This window comes from Bacillus sp. D48C (genome assembly GCF_053345735.1).
Window position 1 is genome coordinate 52552 of the sequence record NZ_JBKFAQ010000013.1, and the last position, 24151, is coordinate 76702.

At 32.9% G+C, this 24151-nt stretch carries 27 protein-coding genes and 2 pseudogenes; 6 read left to right on the plus strand and 23 right to left on the minus strand.

What is annotated here, in order from left to right; genetic code table 11:
• The 6 genes from ACLBXA_RS24340 to ACLBXA_RS24365 form a co-directional block, all read right to left on the minus strand.
• Positions 1-123, minus strand: coding sequence for a hypothetical protein (locus tag ACLBXA_RS24340; RefSeq protein ID WP_000690878.1), 123 nt, complete (start codon positions 121-123; stop codon positions 1-3).
• A gap of 17 nt (positions 124-140) precedes the next feature.
• Positions 141-1049: a methylisocitrate lyase gene (gene prpB / locus ACLBXA_RS24345; protein ID WP_000312638.1), complete on the minus strand. Its 909-nt coding sequence runs from the start codon at positions 1047-1049 to the stop codon at positions 141-143.
• A gap of 18 nt (positions 1050-1067) precedes the next feature.
• Complete coding sequence (gene prpD / locus ACLBXA_RS24350; RefSeq protein ID WP_000598123.1) at positions 1068-2504, minus strand: 2-methylcitrate dehydratase; 1437 nt, start codon at positions 2502-2504, stop codon at positions 1068-1070.
• A gap of 98 nt (positions 2505-2602) precedes the next feature.
• Entirely contained in the window at positions 2603-3724 is a 1122-nt protein-coding gene (gene mmgD / locus ACLBXA_RS24355) for a citrate synthase (protein ID WP_001987369.1), read from the minus strand.
• A gap of 395 nt (positions 3725-4119) precedes the next feature.
• Positions 4120-4410: a HesB/YadR/YfhF family protein gene (locus ACLBXA_RS24360; RefSeq protein WP_025989028.1), complete on the minus strand. Its 291-nt coding sequence runs from the start codon at positions 4408-4410 to the stop codon at positions 4120-4122.
• A gap of 15 nt (positions 4411-4425) precedes the next feature.
• Positions 4426-5571, minus strand: coding sequence for an MFS transporter (locus tag ACLBXA_RS24365; protein ID WP_447617563.1), 1146 nt, complete (start codon positions 5569-5571; stop codon positions 4426-4428).
• Positions 5572-5806: 235 nt separating this feature from the next.
• Here ACLBXA_RS24365 and ACLBXA_RS24370 point away from each other — a divergent pair, with 235 nt between their 5' ends.
• A complete protein-coding gene (locus ACLBXA_RS24370; protein ID WP_000270162.1) occupies positions 5807-6088 on the plus strand; it encodes a hypothetical protein in 282 nt (93 codons plus the stop codon).
• 393 nt (positions 6089-6481) lie between these two features.
• Here ACLBXA_RS24370 and ACLBXA_RS24375 read toward each other — a convergent pair whose 3' ends face one another.
• A complete protein-coding gene (locus ACLBXA_RS24375; protein WP_001293953.1) occupies positions 6482-8980 on the minus strand; it encodes a transglycosylase domain-containing protein in 2499 nt (832 codons plus the stop codon).
• 466 nt (positions 8981-9446) lie between these two features.
• Between ACLBXA_RS24375 and ACLBXA_RS24380 the strand changes: the two genes are divergently transcribed.
• Positions 9447-9656, plus strand: coding sequence for a KTSC domain-containing protein (locus ACLBXA_RS24380; protein WP_000977080.1), 210 nt, complete (start codon positions 9447-9449; stop codon positions 9654-9656).
• 64 nt (positions 9657-9720) lie between these two features.
• On the opposite strand, the gene ACLBXA_RS24385 is transcribed toward ACLBXA_RS24380, so the two are convergent.
• The 5 genes and pseudogenes from ACLBXA_RS24385 to ACLBXA_RS24405 form a co-directional block, all read right to left on the minus strand.
• Complete coding sequence (locus tag ACLBXA_RS24385) at positions 9721-9933, minus strand: YqaE/Pmp3 family membrane protein (RefSeq protein ID WP_000990219.1); 213 nt, start codon at positions 9931-9933, stop codon at positions 9721-9723.
• 114 nt (positions 9934-10047) lie between these two features.
• Complete coding sequence (locus ACLBXA_RS24390) at positions 10048-10722, minus strand: DUF6944 family repetitive protein (protein WP_001069566.1); 675 nt, start codon at positions 10720-10722, stop codon at positions 10048-10050.
• Positions 10723-10863: 141 nt separating this feature from the next.
• Positions 10864-11571: an SDR family oxidoreductase gene (locus ACLBXA_RS24395; protein ID WP_447617564.1), complete on the minus strand. Its 708-nt coding sequence runs from the start codon at positions 11569-11571 to the stop codon at positions 10864-10866.
• 142 nt (positions 11572-11713) lie between these two features.
• Positions 11714-11915 (minus strand): annotated as a pseudogene (locus ACLBXA_RS24400) (hypothetical protein).
• Positions 11916-11956: 41 nt separating this feature from the next.
• Positions 11957-12295 carry a hypothetical protein gene (locus tag ACLBXA_RS24405; RefSeq protein WP_000651908.1) on the minus strand — a complete coding sequence of 113 codons (339 nt, stop codon included), beginning with the start codon at positions 12293-12295 and terminating at the stop codon, positions 11957-11959.
• A gap of 207 nt (positions 12296-12502) precedes the next feature.
• Between ACLBXA_RS24405 and gerPF the strand changes: the two genes are divergently transcribed.
• The gene (gene gerPF, locus ACLBXA_RS24410; protein ID WP_001141569.1) at positions 12503-12718 is read left to right on the plus strand and encodes a spore germination protein GerPF; all 216 of its coding nucleotides are present in this window, start codon (positions 12503-12505) and stop codon (positions 12716-12718) included.
• Positions 12719-12926: 208 nt separating this feature from the next.
• Here gerPF and ACLBXA_RS24415 read toward each other — a convergent pair whose 3' ends face one another.
• The 6 genes and pseudogenes from ACLBXA_RS24415 to ACLBXA_RS24440 form a co-directional block, all read right to left on the minus strand.
• Positions 12927-13262 (minus strand): YolD-like family protein, encoded by a 336-nt coding sequence (locus ACLBXA_RS24415; protein ID WP_081143251.1) that lies wholly within the window; start codon positions 13260-13262, stop codon positions 12927-12929.
• A 330-nt stretch (positions 13263-13592) separates the two neighbouring features.
• A pseudogene (locus tag ACLBXA_RS24420) lies at positions 13593-13998 on the minus strand (hypothetical protein).
• A 244-nt stretch (positions 13999-14242) separates the two neighbouring features.
• Positions 14243-14455, minus strand: coding sequence for a hypothetical protein (locus ACLBXA_RS24425; protein WP_000864274.1), 213 nt, complete (start codon positions 14453-14455; stop codon positions 14243-14245).
• Positions 14456-14872: 417 nt separating this feature from the next.
• Positions 14873-15724: a peptidylprolyl isomerase PrsA gene (locus ACLBXA_RS24430; RefSeq protein ID WP_136804036.1), complete on the minus strand. Its 852-nt coding sequence runs from the start codon at positions 15722-15724 to the stop codon at positions 14873-14875.
• A 196-nt stretch (positions 15725-15920) separates the two neighbouring features.
• The gene (locus tag ACLBXA_RS24435) at positions 15921-16919 is read right to left on the minus strand and encodes a glycoside hydrolase family 25 protein (protein WP_086391019.1); all 999 of its coding nucleotides are present in this window, start codon (positions 16917-16919) and stop codon (positions 15921-15923) included.
• Between the two features lie 495 nt (positions 16920-17414).
• Entirely contained in the window at positions 17415-18005 is a 591-nt protein-coding gene (locus tag ACLBXA_RS24440; protein ID WP_000392278.1) for a hypothetical protein, read from the minus strand.
• 265 nt (positions 18006-18270) lie between these two features.
• Between ACLBXA_RS24440 and ACLBXA_RS24445 the strand changes: the two genes are divergently transcribed.
• Positions 18271-18465: a hypothetical protein gene (locus ACLBXA_RS24445; protein ID WP_000412557.1), complete on the plus strand. Its 195-nt coding sequence runs from the start codon at positions 18271-18273 to the stop codon at positions 18463-18465.
• A gap of 695 nt (positions 18466-19160) precedes the next feature.
• Here the strand turns inward: ACLBXA_RS24445 and ACLBXA_RS24450 are convergent.
• The 4 genes from ACLBXA_RS24450 to ACLBXA_RS24465 all read right to left on the minus strand — a co-directional run bounded on the left by ACLBXA_RS24450 (position 19161) and on the right by ACLBXA_RS24465 (position 21234).
• Positions 19161-19736, minus strand: a complete 576-nt coding sequence (locus ACLBXA_RS24450) for a hypothetical protein (RefSeq protein ID WP_086391020.1) — start codon at positions 19734-19736, stop codon at positions 19161-19163.
• Positions 19737-19889: 153 nt separating this feature from the next.
• Positions 19890-20426, minus strand: a complete 537-nt coding sequence (locus ACLBXA_RS24455; RefSeq protein WP_447617565.1) for a C1q-like domain-containing protein — start codon at positions 20424-20426, stop codon at positions 19890-19892.
• Between the two features lie 137 nt (positions 20427-20563).
• On the minus strand, positions 20564-20815 hold the full coding sequence (locus ACLBXA_RS24460; protein WP_000500101.1) for a DUF3947 family protein: 252 nt from the start codon (positions 20813-20815) through the stop codon (positions 20564-20566).
• A gap of 143 nt (positions 20816-20958) precedes the next feature.
• Positions 20959-21234, minus strand: coding sequence for a hypothetical protein (locus ACLBXA_RS24465; RefSeq protein WP_000355694.1), 276 nt, complete (start codon positions 21232-21234; stop codon positions 20959-20961).
• Between the two features lie 679 nt (positions 21235-21913).
• Here ACLBXA_RS24465 and ACLBXA_RS24470 point away from each other — a divergent pair.
• Both ACLBXA_RS24470 and ACLBXA_RS24475 read left to right on the plus strand, forming a co-directional pair.
• The gene (locus ACLBXA_RS24470) at positions 21914-22228 is read left to right on the plus strand and encodes a thioredoxin family protein (RefSeq protein WP_000658787.1); all 315 of its coding nucleotides are present in this window, start codon (positions 21914-21916) and stop codon (positions 22226-22228) included.
• 353 nt (positions 22229-22581) lie between these two features.
• The gene (locus tag ACLBXA_RS24475) at positions 22582-23463 is read left to right on the plus strand and encodes a cation diffusion facilitator family transporter (protein WP_000380385.1); all 882 of its coding nucleotides are present in this window, start codon (positions 22582-22584) and stop codon (positions 23461-23463) included.
• Here ACLBXA_RS24475 and ACLBXA_RS24480 read toward each other — a convergent pair.
• Positions 23453-24088, minus strand: coding sequence for a phosphatase PAP2 family protein (locus ACLBXA_RS24480; protein WP_002082842.1), 636 nt, complete (start codon positions 24086-24088; stop codon positions 23453-23455). The genes ACLBXA_RS24475 and ACLBXA_RS24480 overlap by 11 nt on opposite strands.
• Between the last annotated feature and the right edge of the window lie 63 nt (positions 24089-24151).

Below are 24151 nucleotides of genomic sequence, written 5' to 3' on the forward strand. Positions count from 1 at the left end.
TCATTCGGCTTTCATAGCTTTTTGCTTATGCTCGTCTACGATGAGTGGAATATCTTTTTTTGAAAATAGAAGGCGATGATTTTTCACATCAAGCATTTTATTTTGCCAAAGATGTATTTTCATCGCCTTCACTGCTTTATCTATTGATCTTCTGATAATACTGTTTTTGCAATACCAGTATCTAACTCTTCAAAGTCATGATATGAAATTGTTTCGTATAATTCACTTCTCGTTTGCATATTAGAAAGTGCATCTTTTTGAGAACCTGTTTCTTTAATCAAAGTAAACACATTTTCATACGCTTTCGCTGCAACGCGAAGTGAAGTTACAGGATAAATAACCATTTGAAAGCCCATATTCGCAAATTCCTCTGCACTATAATATGGAGTTTTTCCGAATTCAGTCATATTCGCAAGTAAAGGTGCATTTACCTTACTATTAAATAGACGGAATTCTTCCTCTGATTGAAGCGCTTCAGGGAAAATTGCATCTGCACCGGCTTTTACATATGCATTTGCTCTTTCAATTGCTTCATCTAATCCTTCAACGCCGCGAGCATCAGTACGTGCTACAATGTATAAGCTCGGTGCAACTTCTTTAATTGCTTTAATTTTTTGAACCAATTCTTCTGTAGTAACAAGTTTCTTACCATTTAAATGTCCACATTTTTTTGGTAATTGCTGATCTTCAATTTGGACAGCTGCTACTTTCGCTTCCATCATTTCTACAGCTGTTCTCGCTACATTTAGTACACCACCAAATCCTGTATCAATGTCAACAAGAACAGGTAAGTCTGTAGCTCTTACTAAATCTCTTGCTCTCTCAGCCACTTCAGTAGACGTCACGATACCTAAATCTGGTAACCCTTTACTTGCAGTATAAGCAGCTCCGGATAAATAAAGAGCTGAAAAACCTGTATTTTTTGCAACTAAAGCCGCCATTGCATCATGAGCACCTGGAATTTGCAAAATTTCATTTGCTTCTACTAAAGCTCGGAATCGATTCGCAAGCTCCTCTTGTGTTGACTGCTTTTTCACAACCCAAGCCATTCTAAATTCCCCCTATTATTAAATTAAGAATAGATCTACAAATTCGTTTACATTCATATTTTCTAGTTTTTCTTCATTTAAACAAACTTCATGAATTTGTTCTTGTTGCTTACTAGAATAATGACCTGCCATATTTGCAGTGAACTTTTGAACAACTTTTGGGATTGCTTCGTCTCTACGGAAACGGTGACCAAGTGGATATTCACATTCCACATTTTCTGTTACTGTGCCATCTTTAAAGTGAACTTGAACAGCGTTGGCGATTGAGCGCTTGTTCGGGTCAAGGTAATCTAAACTGTACTGTTTGTTTTCAACAACAACCATCTTATTACGTAATTCATCTACACGTGGATCGTTTGCTACTGCATCTTCATAATCGTCTGCAACGATATCTCCTTTTAATAAACCAATTGCCGTAATGTATTGTAAGCAATGATCACGATCAGCTGGGTTATTTAATGGACCTTCTTTATCAATAATACGAATTGCTGATTCATGAGTTGTAATTGTAATACGGTCAATTTCATCTAATCTCTCTTTAATTTCCGGATGCAACTTCACTGCACATTCTGCAGCCGTTTGTGCATGGAATTCTGCTGGATATGACACTTTAAATAATACATTTTCCATTACATATGACTCTAGTGGTCTTGCTAATTTTAATTCCTGTTTATTGAATAATACATCTTGGAATCCCCATCCTGGTGCAGATAGGGCCGTTGGATAACCCATTTCACCTTTTAGAGCAGTCATTGCAAGATGAACACCGCGGCTCGTTGCGTCACCTGCAGCCCATGATTTACGTGAGCCCGTATTTGGAGCATGACGATATGTACGAAGACTAGAATTATCAATCCACGCATGTGATAATGCATTAAAGATTTCTTCACGTGTTCCGCCAAGCATTTTCGCAACTACTGCAGTTGTTGCTACTTTTACATATAATACATGGTCAAGACCAACTCTGTTTAAGCTGTTTTCTAAAGCGAGCACGCCTTGAATCTCATGTGCTTTAATCATCATTTCTAATACTTCACGTACTTTTAAAGCTTCTTTTCCTTCTGAAATACGAACACGGCTAATATAATCTGCAACCGCTAAAATTCCGCCTAGGTTATCAGATGGATGTCCCCACTCTGCTGCAAGCCAAGTATCGTTATAGTCTAACCAACGGATCATACATCCGATATTAAATGCACCTTTTACTGGATCTAGTACATAAGACGTACCTGGTACACGTGTACCATTTGGCACGATTGTTCCTGGCACAACTGGTCCTAGTAATTTCGTACATTCTGGATATTGCAGTGCTAAAATTCCACATCCAAGTGTATCAAGTAATACGTAACGAGCTGTACTGAATGCTTCTGCACTAGTAACCTCTTTATTTAATACATAATCGGTAATCTCTTCTAATAATGCATCTTTTTGCTTAATTTCATTTGTTTTAATCATGCTATCCTTCCCTTTCTGTCGAAAATTCGTTATTATTAATGATGGGTGTCGGTCAAACACCCATCTGGCGGGCGGCGCTAACAACTCCCCAGTTGTTCTTATTTACTAAGTACATGTCGCTCGCCAATATAATTTACACGTGGACGGAACAAACGATTATTTGCATGTTGCTCAATAACGTGCGCACATAACCCCACTGTTCTAGAGCTAAAGAAGATTGGTGTATAAAGTTGAATTGGAATACCTAGCATCCAATATACTGGAGCTGCATAATAATCAAGATTTGGATAAATTCCTTTTTCTTTTTCCATAATCTTTTCTCCAGCTTCACACATTTCATATAGTGTATAATCACCTTTTACATCACATAACTGTTTTAAAGCTTCCTTCATCATAAGTGCTCTTGGATCCATCTTCTTCATATAAACACGGTGTCCAAAGCCCATAATTTTTTCTTTGTTATATAGTTTCTTCTGTAATAACTCTTCAAATTTCTCAACATTACCAGCTTCTAAAAGCATGTACATAACCGCTTCATTTGCACCGCCATGTAAACTTCCTTTTAAAGATGCAACTGCACCTGTTAAAGCACCGTATAAATCTGATTGTGTTGATGCAATAACGCGAGCTGTAAATGTAGAGTTTGGCATTTCATGCTCACTATATAAAACAAGGGAACGATCAAAGATCTTTTCCTCAAGTTCAGTTGGTTTTTTACCAGTTAACATATAGAAGAAATTCGCACTATAAGATAATTCTTTAAGAGGTTCAATTGGCTCCTCATTATTTAAAATATGATAGCTATTCGCTACAATGTTTGGCACTTTACTTAACAGCTTGTACCCTCGGCTTTTATTCACTTCTAACGAGCGGTTTTCGATATCATTATCGTAACCAGCTAACGCTGACACACCTGTACGTAATCCATCCATGGGATGCGTCTCTTTAGGCAATGCCTTTAGTACGTTGAATACACCTTCTGGTACTGCATATTCTTCTTTTAGTTTCTTTTCAAGTGTTGCTTTTTCATCTTCATTCGGTAGGTGTTCCTCCAATAAAAGGTGCACAATGTCTAAATACTCTTTTGTTTTTGAGAGTTCGATTAAGTCATACCCTTGAATTACAATTTCACCTTTTACTGTGTCAAGAAACGAAATTTTCGTCTCCGCTGCCACTATACCATCTAATCCCGGGGAAAATTTTTCTTCAGCTTTCATCATTATTTCCTCCAATCCTAATAGATCTTCGTGCACATAACTGTAAGCCTTTACAATATTGTGAAACTACATTTCTACTTCAATGTATCAGAGTTTTTAGAAGATTTCAATTTATTTTATAATGATAAGTTTCCTACACTTTTCTTACTGTAACAATACAATTTTTTGAAAATAATTCTTATGTTTTATAAAGAAAGAATAGACTTCTTTGCGTATTTTAAAAAACAAGATATAAAGATTTTTCATATAACACCGCCAAATATACAATTATTCTAATTTTATTTGAGAAATAAAAAAAACGAGCTATACATAAATACAGCTCGTTACTATATGATATTTATTTCACTATCTCTTAAATATAATTTTTATATAAAACTTATTCATTTTTAATAAAGTTATTATTTTACATAATTAAATTGAATTTCTTCCATTTCCTCATGATAACTTACAAATAAATCATAGTTTTGAAAATACCAAAGATCATCACAATCTACAAAAAATATAATACCTTCCTTCTCAACTGACACTATTTCTCCATCTGGTTTCTCAGCAACAACCCCTAAAGAATATCCGGGCTGAATTGAACTATCCCCTCCGTACCTTACAGTAACACGTACAGATTCACCGTGCTTTATACGTAATTCTTCCTGGAACCATTGCAGAGCTTTACGATCAATTGAAATTTCCAGCTTTATTCCTCCAGTTTACACAAACTCTTTTTTTCCTAATCGTTGTTTTACAAAGAAGACGAAAATAATTAAGGCTATCAATGCTGAAATTGCACTCCCTGAAAATAAAATACGATAACCAAACATTTGTGAAACAACTCCAAGTACAATAGCACCTAACCCGATTCCTAAATCAAACGCTGTAAAAAATGAAGCATTTGCAACTCCTCTTTTACTCGGATCGACAATTGTAAGCATTGCCGCTTGCAAAGCTGGCTGCGCTGAACCAAATCCAATACCGTATAATGTTGCTGCGATAATTACACCTATCAAACCATTTGAAATAGTTAAAACAACTATAGCTAAAATAGGAATACATAATGCTGGGAGTATGATGAATACTTCTCCACACTTATCTAATAGTTTCCCTGAAATTGGTCTTACAATTGTTAATGCAATTGCATATACAAGAAAGAAAGTTCCCGGATTTACATGAATTGATGATGCAAATAACGGTAAAAAGGTTGTTATTCCTCCATATGCAAACGATAAAAAGAATACTACAATCGTGATTGTTAATACGGATTTCTCAAATAGCTGAATTTTTCCTTTTTCTTTTTGTAGCGTAAATGGCATCTTCGTTATTAGTGATAATACGACTGCCATAAAAGATAACAACGTCGCTAATAAAAATAGACCATTAAATGAATAATTTTGCACAACCCATAATCCAATCATAGGTCCGATGGCCATTGCAATTGTCATCGCCATCCCGTACCAGCCCATTCCTTCTCCACGGCGTGAATCTGGAATAATATCAGTTATTGCTGTTCCAACAGCTGTTGTAGAAACAGCCCATGTTACTCCGTGAATAACACGTAAAACAGCTAAAAGGACAATAGTCGATGCTATATTATAGGAATACATCGTTAATCCAAAAAAGATAAGTCCGAAAATAATAAAGGATCTTCTACCATATTGATCTAGCATTCCTCCAATAATCGGTCGTATTACTACAGCAGCTATCGTAAACATCCCCATCATGAGTCCAACTTGCGATTCATTGCCACCTATCTCTTTAATAAAGAGCGGTAGCGTTGGAACAAGTAAATAAAATCCTGTAAATAAAAATAACATTGCGAAAGTCATTTTAATAAATGATTTCGTCCATAATCGTTCCATAAAAATACCTCCATACACTCGTAAAATATTACGATTAACAACCTCATTGTACATTTTATTGATCTCTTTTCCCTCCGCAAATAGACGTATCTTTTCATATTAAATAGTCCACCATCAGCTTACATTAGTCTTAAGACTTTGTACGCATGTTTTAAACGAAAGTCCTATATATGTACCTTTATACGTGTGAAAAGAATATACTAATTTATTAACACAACTTAGGAGTGAATATTTTATGTGGGTATCATTAAGAGTAACTGCCGTAGTTCCTTCGACTCCTGGGATACATGTTCCTGCAGTTCATACAGCTAGCTCCGATGTAGGAATTGAACTTCCCGCAACTTGGCAACAATATCAAATTCCCGGTCAAGTTACCCCCTCATTTTGGCATCATGGTGCACACCCAAGTAGTACTACCATTTATAGCCATAGTTATCCTCCACTACCTCCGACTCAAGTCTTTTATCATTTCCCTTCAATTTATTTCCAAAATTTTTATGGTACGTTTAACATTTAATAGCTATCACTGTATTACCCTACATCTTAATAAAGCGAACCTTTAATCCAGTTTCAACATAAAAAGTCGAATTTCTTAAATAAGAAATTCGACTTTTTTATTGTTTTCCAAACGAAAGTAACCGTTAAAGAAAGACATTTATTAAAGACTTGAATATAATTCCCACTTATTTAATGCTTTATGTAATCCATTACAGTTAGTCCCTTTCCGGAATAACCCATACATACAATCATTTCTCTCTTTACGTTACATTTCACATAAACTACATTCACTCTTTTTCTTCTATCCGGCCCTTAACATAAAATTTTCTATAGCAAAATGAAAAAAGCACTTAAGATTGTAAATTCCCACAAATCTTAAGTGCTTTTTTGAAAACTTTTCTATAAATTTTTCTTATTGTCCATTATTGGCAGGAACCTCTCCTGCATTTCCACCATTATTTGGTTGTACTGTTGCAGGTGGGGTTGGAGTTCCTTGACCTCCATCATTATTCGCTGGAGGTGTCGTTCCTTGACCTCCTCCGCTATTTGCTGGAGGTGTCGTTCCTTGGTTTCCTCCGTTATTCGCTGGAGGTGTCGTTCCTTGACCTCCTCCGTTATTCGCTGGAGGTGTCGTTCCTTGGCCTCCTCCGTTATTCGCTGGAGGTGTCGTTCCTTGGCCTCCTCCGTTATTTTGTTCATTTTGTTTCTTTTCTTCTTCTTGTTTCTTTTGCTCTTCTAGTTTCTTTTGTTCTTCTTGCTTCTTAAGTTCCTCTTGTTTCTTTTGTTCTTCTTGTTTTTTCAGTTCTTCTTGTTTCTTTAATTCTTCTTGCTTTTTCTCTTCTTCAGTTTTTTGCTGTTGATCTTGTTTTGGTTGCTCCGTTGTATCCGGTACGCTAGTATTTGGCGATGAATCACGTTTTTCACCTTTTATACGTAGCTCACTACCTTCTTGAATGACGCTACTTGGCATTTTAAAGCGTGATTTATCTGTAGCCATTTCGCTCATCATTTCTTTAAAGATCAACTGTGCAATTTTCGTATTTTTACTACTAATATACTCGTCTTTGCCATCTTTCATATACCCAGTCCATACTGCCATCGTATATTGCGGTGTATATCCAGCAAACCAACTATCACGAGTTGCACTTTCTGGAATTTTATATTGAGCTAATTGTTTTGATGAGTAGTTTGTCGTACCCGTTTTTCCAGCTACATCTAAAGATGCTACATTTGCAGATGTACCAGTACCTGATCTAACTACAGAACGAAGCATATCTGTAATCATATATGCTGTAGAATCTGTCATAACTTGTTTTGGTTTTTGTCCAAAACTTTGTGACTTACCATCTGGATAAACGACTTTCTTAACAAAATGCGGTTTCGTATATTTACCATCATTACCAAATGCCGCATAAGCGCCCGCTATTTCAGTTGGTGATACTTCATTTGTACCAATCGCTGTTGATTCAGTCGGTGCTGCATTAAATGTAATGCCTAATTTCTCAGAGAAGTCTTTTGATTTATTAATTCCGACTTCTTTCGCAGTCTTAATTGCTGGGATATTTCGTGACTTTTCTAATGCTACACGCATTGTAATTGGACCCATGTGACTTCTATCTGAATTTCGTACTTCTTGTCCCGTTGAATACTTAAATGGAGAGTCATCAATTTGATGGTACGTAGCCCATTTTAAATATTCAATTGCAGGAGCGTAGTCGAAAATCGGCTTCATCGTTGAACCAGCTGCACGATCTAATTCAATTGCCATATTGTGTCCTTTAAATACAGCTTTATTTTCTCCACGGCCACTACCTATAGCACGAACTTCTCCTGTTTTCGTATCCATAAATGTAAATGCACCTTGGAATTTATCGTTCGGATAATCAATGATATTATTATTTAAAATATTATCAGCAAGTTTCTGTGCTTTCGGATCTAACGTTGTATAAATTTCTAAACCGTCAGAACCTATATTAGCATCTGGCAATTCTTTTTCTACTTCTTTCACAACTGCATCCATAAATGCAGGATATGGCATTGTTTGTAGTTGAGTTGCAGGCTTGAGTCCCTTTTCTACGTCAACTTTTGATGCTTCTTCCATTTCCTGTTTTGTTATATATCCATGTCGATTCATTAAGTTTAGAACAACATTTCTTCTTTCTGTTGCTTTTTGAACATTTTCTTTTTTCGTTGGATCATAGTTATTCGGTGCTTTCGGTAAACCTGCAAGCATCGCAACTTCTGGTAATGTTAAGTCCTTCAATTCTTTACCATAGTAGTTTTGTGCTGCTGTTGCGATCCCATATGAACGGTTTCCTAAGTTAATTTTATTTAAGTACATCTCTAATATCTCATGTTTTGAATACTGTTGTTCTAGCTTATAAGCTAAATATATTTCTTGTGCCTTACGCTTTGGTGTTTTGTCCATTGATAAGAAGTAGTTTTTAATAACTTGCTGTGTTATCGTACTTCCACCTTGAGAACCATAATCTCCTTTAAGACTTACTAGAACAGCACGGGCAGTACCTTTAAAATCTACTCCGCTATGCTCATAAAAACGTGAATCTTCTGTCGCTAAAAATGCATTTTCTACTAATTTAGGTATTTGCTCATACGTAACATTCGTCCTTTTTTCTTTTCCATATTCATATACCAAATCCCCGTTTTTATCATAAATTTTTGAGGATAACGGATTAACAAGTTTTGCTTTCTCAAGTTTTGGTGCATCCTTAATCATTACAAAAAAGGTAGCAACCCCCGCCACTAAACCAACAATACCAAGTAATAAACAAGTAATTAAAAACTTGCGAAAGAATGATGTTTTACCTTTTGGTTTTTGTGTTTTAGACGCTGGCTGTTTTTTCTTTTTAACTTGTCGTCGTTCCTCTCGAGAACGATAATTTTCTGACATGTTACTTTCTCCTGCCTTTCAATTCTCCCGTTGATTTACTTAAAAATATTGAGGTCACTTTCTAAAATGAATTTGATTAAGAAAGTATATTGACCTGGAGCATTCAATATTTTCCCAATTCACAGATTATAATTTTTAGAATACTTCTTATACAAACTATTTTCACTTCTATTTTTCCTAATAACGCTGCCCCTTTAAGCATAGAATGTAAAAAGTGAATTTTTAATACCTCGTATAAATAATATACCTTTTTTTCAAATGGTCAATATTTTCTTATTTATAAATCAAAGGTGAAATAAAAATAGCACAACGATATGTACTTCGTGTGAACTTCCTTATAATTACGTATAACAAACATTTAATATATTGCATATAAGTATAATACCTCTTAAATTATAAGGATTTCAACTTCATAACCTCAACATCTACAAGAAATTATTAAAAATGAAAAGTGAGGAGTTGCGTAATGATGAAGCTATCTCCCGTGATTTCAAAAAATATAGTTGCTGTTGGCTACAATCCTTTTTCTATGATTTTGCGAATCCAATTAAAGAATGGTATGTACGATTTCTTTAATGTACCAGAAAGTATCTATACTGGCCTATTACATGCACAATCTAAAAGTTATTATCATAAAACTTACATTAAAAATTCTTTCCGCCACACAAAAATTTAAACTTAACACCCACTAAAAAAAGGAGGTTAATCCTCCTTTTTTTAAAAAATATTTTACAGATAAATTACCTTCGATTCCTCTTATTAATTTCATCATATGCTTGAATTTGTTTTTTCAAACGCCGATCAGCTTTTTTATCATGCACTACAAGAATTGCATGTATAACTCCTGGAACCCAAAATATTAGTGTTAATATGAAATTTATTATTGCCTGAATTGGTTTTCCACAAAATAATACAGCAACAGGCGGAAGAAAAATTGCTAATAAATACATCATCCCTTGAAAACTCCTTATTTTGTATTTTATATATCACTTTTCAAAATATACGCAAAGAAACCTACTACTATTTTAATCTTAACTTGCCTCTAAAATCAATGTCTCTCCTTCTACTTATATAAGTATTTCAGACTTTTCATTGTTTGCTAGCCTATTTTCTTCCTCTATTGCAGTTACTCCAATTGCAGAAATTAACGTTCCAAGCGCTTGTATCCAAATACCAATGAGTGCAATTATTCTCTCATCCTTCTTATCAAAAATACTATCTTCATTTTCTCTCTCATCTTTCAATAAATTTGAAACGCCTTGATACGCTTGTAATCCAGCTCCTAAACTTTGCATGGAGTTACCTAATATAATAATTTTCTGTAGTACATTTATATCCATCAAAGCTGCTTCTACTCCTAAAAAAGCACCGATTGATTGTAAACTGTTCCCTATAATAATAAGAAAATCATTTTCTTTCAATTGTTCATTTATATTAAAATATGTTCCTATTACATTTGATATATTCCCTAATGCTAATAACTCAATTCCTATTTTATCAAGTAATTTACTTTGATTCTCTAAGCCTATATTTTGATTTTCTCTTTTTTCTTCCCCGTCATCATACTTGCTCGCAATGATTTGTAATATATACCCGAGGGCTTGTAATGAGCTCCCTACAATAACAAGGTCCGATTCAACTTTCTCTTCTCCAATAAATCCTCTTGTCGTCCCAATAGCAGCTGTAAGGTTCCCTCCCACTTGAAACCATGCCCCTGTCACTTTTAAACCGCGTGGATTCATTTTTATCACCTATTTAAATATTTTCTAAAGCTTTCAAAACAAACAAATCTCACCCTTAATCGTTTATTTTATTTTTCATATGTGATTTTGTGAATGATATAATGTACTACCAATATAAAAAAGCACCTTAAAGGTGCTTTTTTATATGCATGCTGGACATGTCAACGAATCTCCATTTTTATCTATTGTTATATTCAATATATATTGAATTGCTTTATGTGACCAAGTTTCAGGTGTAGGTGATTCATTTATATATTGTGGAGCACATGACTTCAGCATTGGAGTACTAATACTCCCTCCAGGATCTAAAGCAACTACAGCCATGCCATAGGGTAATTCCAGGGCCATAGATTTAGTGATACCTTCAATAGCAAATTTCGAGGCACAATATGGCGCAAGCTCAGCCTCACCTTCTCTTCCCCAACTAGAACTCATATTAATGATATTCCCTTCTTTCCTAACTACCATTGCTGGAACAAACGCTCTTATTACATTTACTACACCATTCACGTTTACATTCATTACATTTTCAAATTCTTGAGCCGTAATTTTCCAAAGTTGTGCATTTTGATTTACAATCGATGCATTATTTATTATCAGATTGGGAGCCTTATGTCTATTAAGTATATAATTTGCCCAATTGTTAACTTGCTGAGAATCTGAAATATCAATTACTTGGAAATCATGTATTTTACTGTACTGTTTTTTTAGTTCTTCAATTTTATCTTTTGAGCGTCCACAACCATATATGTTCCACCCTAATTCATGAAATCGATCAACCATCGCACGTCCTAACCCTTGTGTCACACCTGTAATAATTACAGACTTACCAATTTCTTTTCTCTTCATTTCGCTCATCCTCCTTCCCTATATATTACTCTCTTCATTTTTATTCAGCCATTTACTATAGTATCAACTCAACTCATACTTTAGTAATAGTTTTGATATTGCATACATAAACAAAAAAAGTAACCATCATGGTTACTTTTTGCTACCTATCTAAAAATTCATTGTTTATTTCATTATTGTTTTTACATTTCAACTTCTCTTTTCCACATTTCTCACACTAGTAAATATAAACTACACCTAATGTACCTTTTTTTAAAATCCTCATTATCCTGCATCTTAATAAAAATATATTTATGTTTACAATGCGATTCACCCAAATAATTTTTAAACCACTTTTTCAACACAACACATTCCACCTTTATGATAGAACCTTTATTTAGCTGCCTTATGACATACTTTTATTTAAATGTTCAATCTCATATTGCAATTTTTTAAATTGCTCAAAATGCATGGTAATAGATTGACTACTACCATAATCAACATTTTGTTTCACTAATATAACACCCGTATCATGAAAAAGCGCTTCAAGTTCTTTCCTAATAGAAACTTTCGCAATATGAGCTGTTTTAATTGCAGATAAAATTGCAATTTCATTAAACTTTAATTTTATTTCATTTGGACAAAATGCGTCTTCAACTAATATAACTTCATTACTATAAATTAGTGCAACAAGATTACTTGATTTGGCATCTGTTAAATCAACTTTTTTCATAATATCTTTCATTACATTTTGCCTCCTTTATTTTCATATATATTAATTATACAAATTTTTCAAAAAAAATACTCAACTTTATTATATTAATTTTAACACACTTTTATTGAAATCCATGCTCCAAACGTTTTACTATCCCACAATTTTTATTGTATGAACCATCTGGACTATAACTCCATATAGTAATGTTAACAACTTATTATAAAGCAGGTGAAAATTATGCCATCAGTTGTAGGAAATTTAGTTGTACAAAATAGTAATGGTTCATTTAACTTAGGTGATTTCTACAACGTTTCTCCGAAAGAAAATACGAAAGCTTATAATGGCTCCGGCGCATCAAACGTTGGTTTTGTTGTTAATACTTTTAGCGGTGTTAGCGCGACCAATACATTTGATTCTGACCTTGCAGATCAAAACCAAGTGGGTACAGCCTAATCTTATGTTTAACTTTCTGTATAGAAAATTTTAATTTGTCTATACTATAATCAGGCTGTTTGACAGCTCTTGTTGATTTTGGAGTACCCTATCTTTTTCTCCCTTTCCCTGGGGCTCAGCAGCTAGCGCGAAGCTAGCTGCTTTTTCTTGTATTATTTATTTCATAAATCAGAAATAAAAGAAGCTGCCATTTAATATTCAGCTTCTTTTACGTTATTTCAATAATATCCATAGCGTTAAATACGTAAGTTTTATAAAAGGCGTCTGTACAAATTACAAATTGTTTTACCGGATTAATATGTACAACTGTCATGTAGCTTGTTAATATGTAGCCATCTTCAAAATATGTTACCAATATTTCTTTCTCAGACAGTAATGAATTTAATAATTTATCAGAAATTCTCTCTTTTGCTTCATTTGTTAAAAGCGGTTTTTGTACTTTTAATTTCTCTCCAATAATCTTTCTCATATTTAAAAGTTGTTCGGATATTACTGTAAACGGAACCCACTCTCTTTCTTCTTTTTGTATCTTTACATCGTTCATTTTTTATCTCCTTGATCATTTATACATTTATTTAGTCATACTATCCCTTAGTTATTTTTAATACTCACTAAACTCGGATTTACTTCTAAATTATAATTAGGTTATCCCTCTAAGGAACATTAGTTCTTATTATACACGAACTTACGTTCTTTTGAGAAGAGCCATACTTATTATTTTTTAACAAAAAACACAATTTTATTTACCTCTATACTTTCTTTTTCCTTTATCAAATAAACTTCTCATTTCTTATGTAAAATGAAATACATATAACAACTAAAAAGCGACTTCACACAAAGTGAAATCGCCTTTTTCTAAAAAATATTTCAAATTTTATTTTTCTATCCTAACTAATGTTCTTTCTGGAATACATAATTCATCTATATTAAAATGATTTATTTTTAATTTCAATTCCCCTACTCATTCCTTACCTTCATCACCAACCCAACAACTAAATAATTCGAAATAGTCTCCATCTTCCAAATAGCCTTCCATAATCTTGCATAAAGTTAAAAGTTTTTCTTTCGCTTCTTTTTTCCTTTACGTTTTGCCACTCGACAAATTCAATTCCCCAACTAGTTGAAACCTCATATGTGAAATTTGTTTGGAATTGATACTCTTGTACAATTTCAAGCATACTTTCATCTGAAAAACACGGTCCAAAAACAATTACATCATTAGAATCTGGAACCGTTAACTGAATTTCTACATTACAGCCTATGTAACTAGCTAAACTCATTTTATACTCCTCCAATATTCGTATAAAAAATACTTCATAGTATATTTATTCATATATAAAATCCCTACCCAAACAAAAAAGTTTTAAATTTTTTCGTTTATTAACCATCTATAACTGAAAACATATACTATGATGAACGAACTCACAAAGCATAAGAAAAGAGAACATTTACAACACTCTCTTTTCTTACATACTCTATGAAACTTTGCAAAACTGAATCAGTGATTTTTATTATTATATTTTATTACATAGGTTGTACTATTATATGTAACTCTCTCTCTGTATCCGATTTTTTCGGATGACGAAAATAATTAAGTTCGTACTTTAACACTTTATACTTAACCATCCCTATTTTAATCCCTTTCGTTTCTTTTAATATTGCTAATAAATCACTTATATTTTCATCATATGACTCAAAAATTTTCGCGCCGCCCTCTCCCTGAAAGATTACTTTCATATATTCTCTCCACCTTAATTTATTGATATGGTAAATGACGCGTTTAAAGCGATTCATTCTTTATCCTAAAATTTTCATACTAAAAAGAACATCCTTTCCAATCGAATGCTCAGCTTTTTACTAATTATCCACGTTAAATATTTATTCAAAAACATTATATGTATTATTTTGTAAATTATGTTCGATACCCATTATTAAAGAGTAAATATATGTAACAAACTTGCATAATGAAAACCGTATCATATCTACTTCCATTGAAATAATTATAATTCCTTTAATTTAAACCCATAATTTCCCATTGTAATTCTTAATATTTAAATGTAATATTGTATTGTCTTACTATCTATTTATAACTCACACACTAATTAGAAAAGGGAACTCTATATGAGTTCCCTTTTCTAGTTATGATTACAGTCATTATTTCTTTTCTAGAAATTTAAATGTATCTTTAAATTCTTTATTATTCACTTTAATATTAGCATCTTTCAATAAATCATTGACTACTTGTTGTTTCCATTTACCTGTCGTATCTTCTAGTCTTTGTTGTTCTAAATCTTTACGAATTTTATCTTTTACTTCATCAAATGGCTTCAATTCTTTTTTATCCGTCACTTTAATAATATGGTAACCGTAAGTTGTTTTAACTGGATCACTTACTTGGCCTGCATCTAATTTATACGCAGCTTCCTCAAATTCTTTCACTGTTTGCCCAGGAGCAAAACCAGATATTTCCCCGCCCTGTTCCTTTGAACCAGTATCTTCTGAATACTGTTTTGCTAAGGCAGCAAAATCTTCACCATTATTTACTTTCTCCTTTATTTCTTTAGCCGTTTTTTCATCTTTCACTAAAATGTGACTTACTTTCATTTCTTGTTTATAGTTATCTTTCACATCTTTTTCTGTAACTGTTGCTTTGATTGCTTTCTCAAATGCAATTTCTGGCTTCATTTTTTCTTTTAATTCATCTTCATTTTTCAATCCAAGTTGTTCTAAAGTCGATTTAAAGTTCTCACCCATTTTATCTTTTGCTTCTTCTACTTTCTTTTTTGCTTCCTCATCTGAAACTTTATATTTATCTAGCAATGCCTTACTTAACATCATTTGATATAAAGTACTTTCTCCATATTGTTGTCGTAATTCTTTACTTAATTCTTTCTCTGTAACATTTCCTACTTTTGATGTTACTACGTTGTCTGAGGAACCACATGCAGATAATGCTAGCATCAAGCATGAAATAATCGTTCCAATAAATATCTTTTTCTTTTTCAATTCAAATACCTCACTTTTATCATTATGCAAATTAACTATACACAGTCATTGTGAAAACAGTGTGTTTTCTACATGTAATTCATTTCATATGAGTAGACTATGCATCATGTATTTTCATTTTTAAATATAAAGAGTTTTCTTACTATGTATAGTAAGAAAACTCTTTATATGCTCCAAAAAAATATAACTTCTATAGTTACTTAATAATTACATGTTCTTCAGGTATCCAACTATTCTGCCCGATATCTACCGCATTTCCCACTCTATCCCACACTCGAAAAGATGTCGATCCATCTATATTTCCTTTATAATTCATACATTCAGGCTCTTCATAATAATTTACTCTGTAGCCGACAGGATATTTCGAAGTTGCATAAAACCATTTCACCTTAAAATGTTTTAAATATGCCCACTGCTTATCGTTCCCTAAACAAATCATATCTTGCTCACCGCCTCCCCAATAACCTGTTAAGATTAAATATGGAATTTTCTGAGTGAGTGCACCTGTAAATTGAGGATTCATAGGGTTCTCATATAAATTTATTCCGTATCCATCAGGATATTTCGAAACTGCAATACCAATGCCATTCGGTTGCTGTGTATACACTATGTTAGGTTGATTTGCTTTGTTCGAATCTATAAACCAAGAAAGTGACTTATTTCCTACTAATCGATTCAGATCACATTTCCCAACCCCAGGAACATTCCCTGAATCCGTATATTGCCAAATATCACATGGATATGCTGGCTTATTCCCTCCATAACGAGGGATCCATACGAAATCAGCTTCAATATTACGTGCTCCAAATGATAAATACATGTGATGCCCTACATATAATCCTACTTTTTCCGCACCTAAACGGCGTAATTCATCAATAAATGCCTGTGTCCCGCCTTGCATATCTGCCATCGTTTGAACTTCTACGTCCGCCACCCAAAACTTAGCTGATTGATCACCACGATTCCAAAAATCTTGTGCCTCTTTCTTTGCATCAGCAATAGATATAAAACGGCAAAAAGCATAATTACCGAATGGGATACTATACTTTTTCATTTCACTAACATAATTTTGATACATAAAATCCACCGTATTAGAGCCATCTTGAACTCTAACTATCACTAAATCTAGCTGAGATGCTGCAATATCCCAATTGATAGTTCCATTCCATTTTGAAATATCTACAATATAACCCATACATTCCAGCTCCTTTTTAATGTCTTATTCATAGCTTGTTTTATTGTAAGCCTTATCTCTCTAAAACTAGCTATCTATAATATAAATAAAAAGAATCGTTACTGTTTTTCAAAATATATTCTCTTTCAGAAATATTTCTATTAGCTTTAACATGTATGTCACAAAAAATATTATCATATTCGAAATATACCTTACTATTTGTTATGTAGTCTCATCCTATCAATTTAGGTATTGATCATTTTTACGGATATTAGAAAAAATCCTCCTATAATATTAACTTAAAACTTCCAGTATCAATTCCCTTTCAGTTAATAAAAATCATTCCTCATTTTCTATATATTCTTAAATCAAAATTACTATCTTTCCATGAAATATGAGATTTAGAAAAATTTTAATTAATTGAAAATTATTCCTGTTAACCTACAATTGTCCAACCTGAACACTATTGGTGCATAAAAAAGACATTTTCTATTACTGAAAATGTCTTTTTATAGTCTAATAAAACAATTTTGGTGTTAAATCTTTATTTTGTAATTGTGTATTTTCACTGTTCATAACACAACTTGTAGAAAATAATATTGGGCTATCACAAACCTCATCATTCATTACATCACGAAATACATTGGCAGCAACACCTGTAAACGTTTGACATAAGTTAGAAATATCGTCATTGAAAAACTGAATGACTTCCGCAGTGAACACCGGAAAGACAACATTCGGTCCGCCAGGGAACTGAGGCTGTACCACAACTTGTTCAAAATAAGGATTGTTTTCTAGTGCTACTTGAAATAAATGAGCTATTTCAAATGCATCTAGTGGACAAGGAAATGGATTTACAATTTCATTCTCATTATTCGTTACAATAACTGTCACACTTACATTCCCAAATTGTACAAAAGATTTTAAAAACGTTGCTAACGCTCTCGCTTTTTCATTACTTAACGCATGCACTAAAATAATATAATTACCACCAACAGGAATAAGTGGCCCAACTGTAACAGTTGGATCAGCACCTATTGAATTTTTTAATTCATTAAAATATGTGATCCACGGTGGCGAAAGCTGAGCTTGTACATTTTCTTCCACTATTTTATACTACCTCCTTATACAATTCTTACTAACATGATATGTAACAAATTAAAAAATGTATTAGTTATATTAACTATTTTCGTATTTATTGATTATATTAATTAAACATTTTATTTCGCATTCTCAATTTCCCTTTTACATCTTTAAGCACTTTTACTACTATGAAATTCTTTATTATAAGCAAATCCACTGAAATTTCATATTATACTAATACGACTCTATATCCATTAAATTATAATACTCAATATTAGGAGCTGATTTCATGGAAAAAAAGCCTATCGTGTTCAAAATCCCACCAAATTCAAAGCTAAAAGTTACATTTTTCGGTCCTTGTAACGAAGTAATTACAAATGTGTCTATTATTAATCAACTATGCACCCCAAAATGTCAAACTATCACGCAATATCCAGACTTTAAGAAATATGTAACTGAAGTACGATCGTTATCCCGTTGTTAGTCCGCATAATGCACGATTTTCACAACTTTGTTACCTAAAATAACTGAGAAAGAAAATGACTGCATTCCTAGACTAAAATTACTCATTTTATGATATTCCATTGATAATTCATTGATTTTTTACACGTTTTTATTAAAAGGACATATATTATCGCATGGAGATTATCCACTCATAAAACCTATCTTTCTTTGGAGCGTACTTATTATGTATGCTCTTTTTTTATGTAACCGTCCCCTTCTAAATTGACCAACAATATATTAAAATTCTTTATGTACTCAAGGAGGTCAAATATGTTCAAGCTGCATCCAATACTACTCATCTTAGGATTGATTTTGTTTTTATATAGTGTAATCGCCTTTATGTTATTCTTTTCAGTGTACTAGCATTCCCTACACAAATTTATGTTCAATATGTAATTTCTATATAGTAAAGAAAAAACGTAATGATGCGATCTTTTATGTATTTCGTCTTTCTTGTTCTATAAAAAAACTAGTAAACTTACTAACACTGAGTTTTCACAAGCATGTTACTTATTTACATATTATTTTTTTCATTATCTGAATAAGGTTAAAGCCTCTACAAATTAAACTACACTTTTACCTGTTTACTTATATATTTTAGAAAAACAATAATAATCCCCCACCATTTGGTAAGGGGATTAACTAAACCTACTAAAAAACATTTAATGATCTGTTTTATTTAATTGGAGAAGGAAATCTTGCCGCTTCAAAGTGAACCGTATTTAAACCATTAACATTTTGTACAATTACGCCCGCAATACTACTTTCTGCAAAAACTTCAACTGAATCTCCTGCTTCTAATTGAAGAATAGTAGTTACTGAAACATCATTATTAAAAAATACTCCTGTTCCAAAGAAATCATTATCTATCGCTATTGCTAGATTTCCATTTACACGAATTTCTACTCTAGCTCTGTAATTCACATTAAAATCATTTGGAGAAAATGTTATATTTCCTAATACACTATATACCCCTCTAGTTTTCGGAGTGAAAATGGATGTTACTGGATTATATTCATTCGCTAGATCAAATTGTTCATTTTGAAATAATACTTTAACAGGAGTATTTGCTAGAACAGGTTGATTAACTGTATTCACAGCTCTAAATGCCGATGCCCTTACAAACTCCTCTTTCTTATCATCACAACACTTCACCTTTACATACTTCCTATCACATTTACTACTTTTTCTATAACAATCATGACTTTCCTTTTTGTAATCTTTACAATACTTACAGTAATAATAAGACATAGTTAGTCCCCCTTTACACTTATTTTTATATAGTATGCTATATAGATTAGAATAGCTTGGACGACCTGTTACTATTTTTAATAGAGTAAAAAACCCTCACCATTTCGGTGAGGATTTACCTTTAAGCTTCTGTAAACTCAATGTTTAATGACTTTATTTAATCGGAGAAGGAAATCTTGCTACTTCAAAATGTGCACCATCTTCTAAAGGACTTAAAACTCCATCTATACTACTTTGTGCATAAACCTCAACTTCATCCCCTGCATTCAATTGAACAATCGTCGAAACACTTACTACATTTCCAAAACTTATTTGACCAAAAAAGTCATTATCTATAGCTATCGCTGCGTTTCCATTCACACGAATTTCTACACGCGCTCTATAATTTAAAATTGGATCGTTTGGAAAGAAACCAATCGTTCCAATAATAGAATATACTCCTTTAGTCTTCGGCATAAAAATAGATGTTGCTGGATTATACTCATTCGCTAAATCAAATTGTTCATTTTGAAATAACACTTTCACAAAAGTATTAGCAGGAACATTTTGATTCACAGTATTTCTAGCTCTAAATGCCGATGCTCTAACAAGATTGTCCTTGTTATCATGGCACTTACTAGTGTTCTTACAACAATCATGGTGCTTCTTTTTATACTCCTTACAATACTTACAGTAGTAATAACAAGACATACTAATTCCCCTTTCAAACTTATTACTACATATTATGTAAGATTGATTTATAAGGTTTGGACTAGCTATTTTTATTGTTCATAAGGGCGCTATTAACCTGCACCCTTATTTATATACACCACTTCATTCCTTACTAGTTATAAGTTGTATACAGTTCCATATGGAATAGTAAGAAAAGAACTTCCATACGGTGTAACATGATGTACTGGGTAAAAATACTCTACGGATGAGTAATATGGTTGTACTCCTTGCTGCTGCATTTGCATTTGTTGTTGCATTTGTAATGCTTGTTGAATAGCTTGGACTGTACTTTGTGCTCCACTATACGTTATAGACGTACCGTACGCTGGTCGCATGCCAGCTTGAGAATTAAAATATGAATAAAACATGATTTTCAACTCACTTCCATATAATTTGTTACAAATTATATTATGATTCTTTATTTCAGTGGGTACTATAAAGCTAGTCCGCTCGCTTATATTCAAATGACAAAATAAAAAAGTAGCTGCTAGACTACCTCGAATTCTTCTTATCACCAAATGAAATGATATACATATTCTCCTGTTACACGCTCATCAATTCCCGCAACCCTAACGAACCTCAGTAAATCCGCCCCTTGAAGAAAATATACCGAAATCGTAACCGGTACTTGTGACCACATGAATTGATAAAGCTCATTCACTCTCTGATTCGTCGTAACAATTAAATCATTTACAGGTCCATGATTCCATGCAGAGGTTTGAACTGAAGTGAAAGAAAGATCTTTTCCATTAACCACTATTCTTGATACGCTTTGAGTTATGTCCACAATAATCCCCTCCAACATTACAAAAATCGGACCTTTTTTAGTTCATATTATTATAAATATTCTTAACTGCAATAAATGTTTAAGGCAAATCCCTAATAAAATTTTTTTATTAATATCCCTTAATTCCCATTACAATCATATAATTTCTAACCTTATTCAATTTTTGTAATTAAAATAAAAAGGCATCTTAATTAGATGCCTTTTACTTATCTTTTAATACAATTCTACTGTTAAAATAGCGATGCCGCATCTGATACAAGCGATAGAATCCTTAAGTTTATGAAACATACAAGAAACATCTTTATCTTCCCATGATAGAGAATTATTCAAGCTTAGGTTATTTATTGCAGTAAATAATCTAGAATTCAATTATTTGTTTTTTCTTTCTTGTTTTCTTTTTAAATAGGCGAAACTTTCTAATAATAAAAACAGATGATTTAATGTAAATGGTAACCCTGCAATTCAGAAGTTTGACACAATCCTGGAAAAAGCTTATAAAGAAAAGTGAGGTTCCGTTATTTTCACACTTAGAAGTGCAGTCATGTTATATACAAGTTAAAATACAGTTTTATAAGTGTGAACGAACTACAAAACTAAAAAACAAATAATAAGTTTGCAACATGTTTGCAAATACGAATTTTGCATATAAATTCGTGTAATATTGAAAGGAGTTTTACTTATGAAAGAAATTAAAACAGAACAAGAATTCAAAGACATCATCGCAAGCGAGGAGCCAGTAGTTGTTAAGTTCTTTACTACATGGTGCCCAGATTGCGTACGTATGGACAACTTTATCGGAGATGTAATGGAAGAGTTCAATAAATTTGAATGGTATTCTATTAATAAAGATGAGTTTCCAAGTATCGCTGAAGAGTATCAAGTAATGGGTATTCCAAGTTTACTTGTATACCAAAATGGTGAGAAGCTAGGCCACTTACATAGTGCTAATGCAAAAACTGAAGAGCAAGTTACTGAGTTTTTAGAAGCATACTAAAATAAAAGCCCTCTGGAAAATATTTTTCAGAGGGCTTTCATCTGTTTTCACAATTATCTTTTGATGTTTTTCATCGTTTAATGAATTACACCCTGTCATTATAAGAATAGTACATAGTAAGAAAAGTATTCGCTTCTTCATCCATCTACCCTCCTATCTCTTTAGTAAATAAACTCTAATTAGGTTCACACCCTGACTTTGTACTTTTCAACATATTTTTCCTTCACGAAACTTTGTTATCCCCTTCTTAAAAAGCTATAAAACGTCAACAATGTTTGTATAGACCCACACGACTTTCGTTTGATACTCTATTTATAGAAAGAAATTCCTTTAAAGAAAGGTGAGTGATTAAAATGGATACTCTTTCTCATAAAGAAGCTGATAAAGGTGCTATTGTCAGCATTATGGCCTACATATTTTTATCCTCTATGAAAATCATCATCAGTTATATTACCCTCTCTAGCGCATTACGTGCTGACGGTTTAAATAACTTAACGGATATCGGTGCTTCTTTAGCGATATTAATTGGTCTAAAAATATCTCGTAAACCTCGTGACCCAGATCATCCGTATGGGCATTCACGGGCCGAACAAATCGCATCACTTGTTGCGTCCTTCATTATGGCAACAGTCGGATTAGAAGTTGTTATTAGTGCCATTCAATCTTTCTTAAATCCGAAACAAGCAGCACCTAATGTACTCGCTGCATGGGTTGCTTTATTTTCTGCTGTCGTTATGTACTGCGTGTATTTGTATACGAAAAAAATTGCAGCACGAACAAAAAGTAAATCACTAGAAGCTGCTGCAAAAGATAATTTATCAGATGCACTCGTAAGTATCGGTACTGTAGTAGGTATTGTCGGTTCTCAGTTCCAAATGCCTATTTTAGACCCTATTGCCGCTTTAATTGTTGGTCTTATTATTTGTAAAACTGCATGGGAGATTTTCGTAGAATCTTCTCATATGCTAACAGATGGAATTGATCCTGATAAAATGGAGGAATACGCTGATGCTATTGAGCATATTGGCGGTGTGGAAAACATTGTAGATATTCGAGCACGTATGTACGGGAATCAAACGTACGTTGATATTACAATTGAAGTAGATGCTCGTATGGATGTTGGAGAAAGTCACTGTATTACCGACAACATCGAAGCTATGCTTCGCAAAAAGTTTGGAATTTACCATGCACACATTCATGTTGAGCCAATGAAAAAAGAACCTATTATGACATAGGTTCTTTTTTTATGAACGTTTTATGGAATATAACACATAAAACGAGCCAGCTACCGCCAGCTGCCCATCCTGCTAATATGTCAGATGGATAGTGCACGCCAAGATATATTCGGCTAACTGAAATAGATAATACAACAAAGCTTGCTATAAGAATAATTAGCAATTTTTTATGCAACGAAATACGATCTTCAGTAATTGTGACGTATGCAATAAATCCTAAAAAAGCCGTAGCATTCATCGTATGACCGCTCGGAAAACTATATCCAGTTGCAGTAACAAGCTGCGTAACATCAGGTCTTGCTCGTTCGTACCATAGTTTAAGCAGACTGTTTAAATAACGAGATCCGTAGTAATTAATTGTTAGAAGCAATGCACTAAGCAACTTTTTTCTAACGAGAAAATACATTACAAGAATAATGAGTAATGGGAAAAATATCCTTTTGGAACCGATAAAAGACACCCAAGTAAAATAGGTCGTCAAATAATCGTTTCGAAAGCTTTGAATAAAATGTGCGACTATATTGTCAAAATTCTCAATACAAGCGGTATGATACGAAAGTGATAATACGACAAAACAAATGAGTAACGTAAAACTTAGCAAGTATAAATGTCGATATCGTTTCACATACATAACCTCACTATGCAAAAAAATGGAGCGGTTGTTTTAGTTTTCCTCTCCATTCCTTTT